At 74.3% G+C, this 6,808-nt stretch carries 7 protein-coding genes; 3 read left to right on the plus strand and 4 right to left on the minus strand.

The window, feature by feature from the left end; all coding sequences use genetic code 11:
* Window positions 1-1,291, minus strand: a 1,291-nt coding sequence (locus VR45_RS08520; protein ID WP_045939061.1) for a DEAD/DEAH box helicase, incomplete at its 3' end; no start/stop codon positions are given.
* Between the two features lie 563 nt (window positions 1,292-1,854).
* On the opposite strand from VR45_RS08520, the gene VR45_RS08525 reads away from it, so the two are divergent.
* A complete protein-coding gene (locus tag VR45_RS08525) occupies window positions 1,855-2,586 on the plus strand; it encodes a ferritin-like fold-containing protein (protein WP_045939062.1) in 732 nt (243 codons plus the stop codon).
* 23 nt (window positions 2,587-2,609) lie between these two features.
* On the opposite strand, the gene VR45_RS08530 is transcribed toward VR45_RS08525, so the two are convergent.
* The 3 genes from VR45_RS08530 to VR45_RS08540 form a co-directional block, all read right to left on the minus strand.
* Window positions 2,610-2,942 carry a hypothetical protein gene (locus tag VR45_RS08530; protein ID WP_045939063.1) on the minus strand — a complete coding sequence of 111 codons (333 nt, stop codon included), beginning with the start codon at window positions 2,940-2,942 and terminating at the stop codon, window positions 2,610-2,612.
* A 163-nt stretch (window positions 2,943-3,105) separates the two neighbouring features.
* The gene (locus tag VR45_RS08535) at window positions 3,106-3,333 is read right to left on the minus strand and encodes a DUF3107 domain-containing protein (protein ID WP_030392940.1); all 228 of its coding nucleotides are present in this window, start codon (window positions 3,331-3,333) and stop codon (window positions 3,106-3,108) included.
* Window positions 3,334-3,464: 131 nt separating this feature from the next.
* The gene (locus VR45_RS08540) at window positions 3,465-4,127 is read right to left on the minus strand and encodes a TetR/AcrR family transcriptional regulator (protein ID WP_045939064.1); all 663 of its coding nucleotides are present in this window, start codon (window positions 4,125-4,127) and stop codon (window positions 3,465-3,467) included.
* A 234-nt stretch (window positions 4,128-4,361) separates the two neighbouring features.
* On the opposite strand from VR45_RS08540, the gene VR45_RS08545 reads away from it, so the two are divergent.
* On the plus strand, window positions 4,362-5,312 hold the full coding sequence (locus VR45_RS08545) for an alpha/beta hydrolase (RefSeq protein WP_045939065.1): 951 nt from the start codon (window positions 4,362-4,364) through the stop codon (window positions 5,310-5,312).
* Window positions 5,313-5,695: 383 nt separating this feature from the next.
* Window positions 5,696-6,808 (plus strand): DUF3492 domain-containing protein (locus VR45_RS08550; RefSeq protein WP_052708940.1); only part of this gene is annotated, 1,113 nt, incomplete at its 3' end.

The raw sequence follows: 6,808 nt of genomic DNA on the forward strand, positions 1-6,808 counted from the left end.
CCCCGCCGGTCTCGCCGAGGTCCTCGACCTCCTCCGCGCCGAGCCCGGCCCGGGTCCGCTCCGAGCGGGGCAGGATGCCCTTGGTGCCCGGCGCGATCTTCAGCAGCTCGTACAGGTGGGGCGAGGTGGAGTAGGTCTCCTCCGGCTCGTTGAACGACAGCTCCAGCGCCTTGTTGATCAGCTGCCAGCGCGGGATGTCGTCCCAGTCGACCAGGGTGACCGCGGTGCCCGAGGCGCCGGCCCGGCCGGTGCGGCCGATCCGGTGCAGGTAGGTCTTCTCGTCCTCGGGGCACTGGTAGTTGATCACGTGCGTGACGCCCTCGACGTCGATGCCGCGGGCCGCGACGTCGGTGCAGACCAGCACGTCGACCTTGCCGTTGCGGAACGCCCGCAGCGCCTGCTCGCGGGCGCCCTGCCCGAGGTCGCCGTGCACGGCGCCGGCCGCGAAGCCGCGCTGGGTGAGCTGGTCGGCGACATCGGCGGCGGTCCGCTTGGTCCGGCAGAAGATCATCGCCAGCCCGCGGCCGTCGGCCTGGAGGATGCGCGAGACCGTCTCCACCTTGTCCAGCGAGTGCGCACGGAAGATGTGCTGCTCGGTGTTGGCGACGGTGGTGCCGGTGTCGTCCGGCGCGGCGGCCCGGATGTGCGTCGGCTGGCTCATGTAGCGGCGGGCGAGGCTGATGACCTGGCCCGGCATGGTCGCCGAGAACAGCAGGGTCTGCCGCTTCGCCGGCAGCATGGTGATGATCTTCTCGACGTCCGGCAGGAAGCCGAGGTCGAGCATCTCGTCGGCCTCGTCCAGGACCAGCGAGCGGACCTTGGAGAGGTCCATCTTCTTCTGGCCGGCCAGGTCGAGCAGACGGCCCGGGGTGCCGACGACGATGTCGACGCCCTTGCGCAGCGCCTCGACCTGCGGCTCGTAGGCACGGCCGCCGTAGACGGCGAGGACGCGGACGTCGCGGACCTTGCCGGCGGTCTGCAGGTCGTTGGTGACCTGGGTGCACAGCTCGCGGGTCGGGACCACGATCAGGGCCTGCGGGGCCTCGGTGAGCTGCTCCTCGGTGGCGCGGCCGGCGTCGACGTCGGCGCGCACGACGACCCGCTCGATCAGCGGCAGGCCGAAGCCGAGCGTCTTGCCGGTGCCGGTCTTGGCCTGGCCGATGACGTCGTGGCCGGTCAGCGCGACCGGCAGGGTCATCTCCTGGATGGGGAAGGGGTGGACGATGCCGACGGACTCGAGGGCCTCGGCGGTCTCCGGGAGGATCCCCAGGTCCCGGAACGTCGTCTTCATGGGTTCAGCGGTGGTGGACAGGGTGCTGCCTCTTCCGTGTGGAGGGGCCGAGAGCGAGCGGCGGGCGGGCAGCCCGCGCGGCTGTGTACAGGCCTGGACGGCCTCGAATACAGCTGCGCGGACGCACAACCGCGCCGGTCCCTGCGGCCGGCCGGTGCGCGCGGCCCGGTGAAGGGGCGCGTCGCCGGCGGCGTCGGGGAGTAATCCCGTGAGGGACCTGCGCGGGACCTGCGCCGGCTGGCGCGGTCTCGGCGGCCCTCGCTCGGCCACTGATGCGGTGCCAAGGCCTGAAGTCCAAGCCCTGGTCGGAGCCGATCGGCTCTCCGACCGGGCATCCGCGTACGTTGAGTTCCCGGCTTCCGTACGACCCGTCCAGGGGGACGGCGGCGTTTCGGAGCGGGCTCGATCGGTACACCGAGACGGCGGTGACACCGTGCGAGCACGACGGGCCTCCGTACCACCATACAGTCACCCGACGACTCGAACACGTGACGCGGGCGACATCGCAGGTCGGAGAGGTGGGTGAGGTGCCCGGGGACGGACCGGGACTAAGGTGGCGGGTCATGGAGAACCGTGGTGAGACGCAGGACGACGTGGCGGCCGGCTCGATCGGCGACTGGGCGACCTGCTCGGCCGAACCGGCGTACCGGGCCGCAGTACTGGACCTGCTCGGCGCCCTCGCGTACGGCGAGCTGAGCGCCTTCGAGCGGCTCGCCGAGGACGCCAAGCTCGCGCCCGGCCTCGCGGACAAGGCGGAGCTGGCCCGGATGGCCTCCGCCGAGTTCCAGCACTACCAGCGGCTGCACGACCGGCTCGCCGAGATCGGGGCCGAGCCGGAGGAGGCGATGCGGCCGTTCGTCGAGCCGCTGGAGCTGTTCCACCGGATGACCGCGCCCTCGGACTGGCTGGAGGGCCTGGTCAAGGCGTACGTCGGCGATGCCATCGCGACCGACTTCTACCGCGAGGTGGCCGTCCGGCTGGACGACGACACCCGTGAGCTGGTGCTCGGCGTGATGTCCGACACCGGTCACGCGCAGTTCGCGGTCGACAAGGTCCGGCAGGCCATCGAGGCCGATCCGCGCTCCGGCGGCCGGCTCGCCCTGTGGGGTCGCCGGCTGATGGGCGAGGCGCTCAGCCAGGCCCAGCGGGTGGTCGCCGAGCGGGACGCGCTGTCCAACCTGCTGGTCGGCGGCGTCCAGGTGCAGGGCTTCGACCTGGTCGAGGTCGGCAAGATGTTCAACCGGATCACCGAGGCGCACACCCGGCGGATGGCCGCCCTGGGCCTGGCCTCCTGACAGCGGCTCCCGACCCCGGCCGCTCAGGCGTGCCGGTGGCGCCGGTGCGCACCCGCGCGCTGCCCGCCCGTCCGCTGCTGGCGGTGCCGGTGTGCCGGGGCCCGTCCGGCGGCGAGGTCCGGCCGGGCCAGCACCGAGGTGAGCAGGGCCGAGGCCACCGCCGAGACCGCGATGCTCGCCGCCGGGTACCGGCCGTCCATGGTGAAGTGCGCGATCACCCCGGTCAGCAGCGCCGACCCGAGGGCGGTGCCCAGGGTCAGCGCCCGGCCGGCCGGGAAGTACGCGGGCAGCGACAGCAGTGCGGCGGCGCCGACGATCAGGCCGACGAGGGCGAAGGCGACGGTCTCGACCAGCAAGGATGCCTCCCCGGGGTACCGGTGCGCGGCGCGCGGTCGGCCGCACTGTCGCCGTACCCCGGGCCTCCCGCCCGTACACCCCGTCCGTACCGCCCGCCCCGGGAACGACGGTGCCCCGCCCCCTCGACCGAGGGAGCGGGGCACCGGGCGAGGCCCATCGGGCTCAGAGCGTGCCGAAGCCGACCTTGCGCACGGCCGGCTCGCCGATCTCCACGTACGCCAGGCGGTCCGCCGGGACGATGACGCGACGCCCGTGCTCGTCGGCCAGGGTGAAGAGCTTCTCGGTGCCCTCCAGCGCCTTGGCGATCGCGTTCTGGATCTCCTCGGCAGTCTGCGAGCTCTCGATCACGATCTCGCGCGGCGCGTTCTGCACGCCGATCTTGACCTCCACGGCTTCCGTCCCTCCGGGGTTGCAGCCATCCACGCGCGGCACCGGACCGCCTGGGACAAGCGTTCACGTCTACCGCGCCGTACGGCTTCACCATAGAGCACCGGATCGGTGCCCAGACGAAGGTCAGTGGATCACCGGTCGGCGGAGGGCCCGTCCGCGGACTCCGCGTGCGGGTGCATCGGGAAGCCCTTGAGCCCGCGCCAGGCCAGGCTGGCGACCAGCCGGACCGCCTCGTCGCGCGGGATCTCCAGACCCTGCGACAGCCAGTACCGGGCGGTGATCTGGGCCAGGCCGCAGACGCCCGCGGCGAGCAGCTTGGACTCCGCCTCCGGCAGGTCGGTGTCCTCCTGGATCACCGTGCTGACCAGCGTCGCGCTGGCCTCGGCGGCCCGCTCGACGCGCTCGCGCACGGCCGGCTCGTTGGTCAGGTCCGACTCGAAGACCAGCCGGAACGCGCCGGACTCGCTGGAGACGTAGTTGAAGTACGCCTCCATCGTCGCCGCCACCCGGAGCTTGTTGTCGGTGGTGGTCTCCAGCGCCTCGCGGGTCGACTCGACCAGGGCGTCGCAGTGCTTGTCCAGCAGCGCCAGGTAGAGCTCCAGCTTCCCGGGGAAGTGCTGGTAGAGGACCGGCTTGCTCACCCCGGCACGATCGGCGATGTCGTCCATGGCGGCCGCGTGGTAACCCTGCGCGACGAACACCTCCTGGGCGGCACCGAGCAGTTGTTCACGGCGGGCGCTTCGCGGCAGGCGGGCACCGCGCGGGCGCTCCTGCGCCTCCTGGATGGCCGTCACGGCGCTCCTCACTTCACGGGTCGTACGGGGTCGGCAAGATGGCCGATTCTACTTTCGGGTAACCGCGTTCGCGCTTGCCGGGCGCGAGAAAAGCGGCCGTCCCCCTTGTCAGGAGCCCACAATACGGCGCGCACCACGGCCGTCGGCAGTGCTGTGGACCGGTGAATGGGGAGACCTTCCGGCCCCGGGCCGCCGGGGGGCAGCGGCGGCACCGGCTCACTACCATCGTCCACCATGAGCGGTGCTGAGCAGCAGATACTCCCGGAGCCCGTCTCCCCGGAGCCCTTCCGCACCGTCGAGGTGCCCGGCGCGGTCCTGGCCGTGCACCGGCCCGCGACCGGCCCCGGCGCCGTTCCGACCGCTCCCGCGCCGGCCGGCGGACGGGCGCCGGCGTTGTTCGTGCACGGGCTCGGGGGCTCCGCCGCCAACTGGAACGCGCTGATGGCACGGCTCGGCGGGGACCTGGACGGCGAGGCCGTGGACCTCCCCGGCTTCGGCGAATCCGCCCCGCCCGCCGACGGCGACCTCGGCCTCTCCGGCCATGTCCGGGCCGTCGTCGGCTACCTGGAGGCGGCCGGCCGGGGGCCCGTCCACCTCTTCGGCAACTCGCTCGGCGGAGTGGTCTCGGTCCGGCTCGCGGCGCTCCGCCCCGACCTGGTCCGCAGCCTGACCCTGGTCTCGCCCGCCCTGCCCGAACTGCCCCCGCAGCGCTCCGCCTGGCCGACCGCGCTGCTCGCCGTCCCCGGCTTCCCCGCGCTGCTGCGCCGGCGCCCGGCCGCTGCGCGCGAACCCGAGCGGGCCGCCGACGGGCTGCTCCGGCTCGTCTACGGCGACCCGGACAGCCTGAGCCCGGCCGAACGGGCCGAGGCGGTGGCCCAGTACCGGCGGCGGACCGAGCTGCCCTGGGCGACGGGAGCCCTGGTGGGCTCGGCGCGCGGGATCGTCTCCGCCTACACCGAGCGCGGCGACCAGGCGCTGTGGCGGCAGGCCGCCCGGGTGACCGCACCCGTGCTGCTGGTGTACGGGCTGCGGGACAAGCTCGTCTCCTACCGCTCCGCCCGCCGGGCCTGCGCGGCCTTCGCGGACTCCCGGCTGCTGGTGCTGCCGGACTCCGGGCACGTCGCGATGATGGAGCACCCCGACGCCGTCGCCAGGGCGGTGAAGGAGCTGCTGGGCCGGGCCTGACGTCCACCCCCCGTCGTGGTGGGGCGGGGGTTACCCCGTGAGGGGCCGCCGTTAACGCCATGATCGGGAAGAGGTCACTCCGGTTCACTCGTTCAGGTGGCAACCAGGCATGTGACCGATGGATTGCCCCGGGCCGGTCCTACCTTTCTGCTGTCGGACCGAACAGGTGTGGGGGAGCCGCGGCCGCCGGAGAACCCGGAGGGCGGCCACCGGTCCGGGCCGCCGTGTCTGCGGCGGACCACCTCCTCCGCCCCGGGCCGCCCCCACGTCGTACGCGCCGCACGCGTCGCGGTGGGGCGGCCGGGCGCCGACCGGCCCGTACGGCCGGCACCGCCCGCTCGGCCCGGCCATCCGTCGATCCCGTTCTGTCCTGGAGGTCTCCCGTGCGCGTAGCACTGCTCACCGAGGGTGTGCGCCCGCGCTCCCCGCGTGGCGCCGGCGGCTGGTGCGACCGGCTGGTGGACGGCCTGCGCGAGCACGACTTCGCCTGGTACGTCCTCGCCGGGACGGCCGGAACGGACGGGGCTGCCAGGACTGCCGGGACGGCCGGAACGGACGGGGGAGCCGCCGGGGCCGGCCCGGAGGACGCGGTCCGGCCCGCGATCCACGAACTCGCCCTCTGGGGGCGCCGCCCGGCCGGCCGGGCGCCCGGAGCCCTGCGCGGCCGCCAGTACGCCGCCGCCTACGACCGGCTGGTCCGGGCCCTGCTCCGCCCCGGCGAGCGGTCCGGCTTCGGCCCCGGCCTCTACCGCCTCGCCGAACTCGCCCGCGCCGACGGCGCGCTGCCCGCCTTCCTGGTCTCCGACCGGGCCCGGCGCGTCCTGGAGCGGGTCTGGCGCTCGCCCGGCGCCGACACCTCCGCCGGACAGCCGCTGGTCTGCGACGTCCTGGTCGCCGCCGACCTGCTCGAACAGTGCCTGCGGCCGCTCTCCGCCCCCTGGTACGGCACCGCGTCCGGCGGCCTCGGCGCCGCCGACCTCTGCCACGTCGTCGGCGGCGGCCCGGCCGCGCTGCCCGCGCTGGTCGCCAAGCAGCTGCACGGGGTGCCGTTCGTGGTCACCGAGCACGGACTGCACCTGCGCGAGCAGTACCTCGGCTACCGCGAGGCCCCCTACCGCTGGCCGGTCCGGGCCCTGCTGCTCGCCTTCTTCCGGGCGCTCACCGAGGAGACCTACCGGCAGGCCGCGATACTGACCCCGGGCAGCGCCCACGACCAGCAGTGGCAGCGCCGCTGCGGGGCCGATCCGGCGCGCACCCGGGTCGTGTACGAGGGCACCCCGGCCGTGGAACGGCCCGCGGCCGGCCCCGAACCGGCCGCCCCCACCCTGGTCTGGGCCGGTGCCCTGGAGCCGGGCCGGGACCCCGAACTCGCGCTGCACGCCTTCGCCCGGGTCCGTGCCGAACTGCCCGCCGCGCGCCTGGTCGTGCACGGGGAGGAGGCCGTCCCCGGCTACCGGGCGCACTGCGCGGCCGTCGCCGAACGGCTCGGGGTGGCC

It is taken from the genome of Streptomyces sp. NRRL S-495 (genome assembly GCF_000966955.1).
Lineage (GTDB): Bacteria > Actinomycetota > Actinomycetes > Streptomycetales > Streptomycetaceae > Kitasatospora > Kitasatospora purpeofusca.

Bases quoted from the DNA above. Each gene is read 5' to 3' on its own strand.
- VR45_RS08525 (WP_045939062.1), top strand. From the start codon at position 1,855: ATGGAGAACCGTGGTGAGACGCAGGACGACGTGGCGGCCGGCTCGATC.
- VR45_RS08545 (WP_045939065.1), top strand. From the start codon at position 4,362: ATGAGCGGTGCTGAGCAGCAGATACTCCCGGAGCCCGTCTCCCCGGAG.